The sequence below is a fragment of the Oscillibacter sp. genome, assembly GCF_032060045.1.
Classification (GTDB): Bacteria; Bacillota; Clostridia; order Oscillospirales; family Oscillospiraceae; genus Oscillibacter.
Map to the genome: position 1 here is coordinate 10,490 of NZ_DAMBZJ010000008.1, position 600 is coordinate 11,089.

Genomic DNA, 600 nt, shown 5'->3' on the forward strand with positions numbered 1-600 from the left:
TTGCGTCAATCCCCCGCTCCACGCACGTCAGTGCAAATTTGTAGTTAAAGTGAATGTCTGCAATCAGCGGAATAGAAATCTGCTCCTTAATTTTATCCACCGCCTCTGCCGCCGCCCTGTCGGGAATGGCCACCCGAATCAACTCGCACCCGGCATTCTCCAGCGCCTTGATTTGGGCCACAGTGGCGGCCACATCGTCGGTTTTCGTGCTGCACATCGACTGAATACTAACCGGCGCACCGCCGCCTACGGCTACACTGCCCACCAGCAATTGCTTTGTCATCGGTATTCCCTCCCTCAGCCGAACAGCCGGAAAACGTCGTGAAGCGTCACAATCAGCATAAAGCCCAGCAGTACCACCAGGCCGCCGTAATTAATTGCGTTTTCGTATTTTTCAGGAATGCGCTTTTTAAAGAGCGCCATGGCAATGGCGTCCACCGTTAAAAACAGTACCCGCCCGCCGTCCAATGCCGGGAGGGGCAAAAGATTCATCACCGCCAGATTCACAGCGATCAGCGCCGTGAAAAAGAGGATATTGTCCAGTGCATCCCGGGCGCTTTCCGATGCCTGCCCCACCTGCGTGATGGTGGAGACGATGCC

The 600-nt window shown here is 55.3% G+C and carries 2 protein-coding genes; both read right to left on the reverse strand.

What is annotated here, in order from left to right; translation table 11 throughout:
- Window positions 1–283: flavodoxin-dependent (E)-4-hydroxy-3-methylbut-2-enyl-diphosphate synthase (locus RT018_RS04770; RefSeq protein ID WP_312939763.1), on the reverse strand; the 283-nt coding region annotated here is incomplete at its 3' end.
- A gap of 14 nt (window positions 284–297) precedes the next feature.
- On the reverse strand, window positions 298–600 hold a 303-nt coding region (locus RT018_RS04775; RefSeq protein WP_312939765.1), incomplete at its 5' end, for a site-2 protease family protein.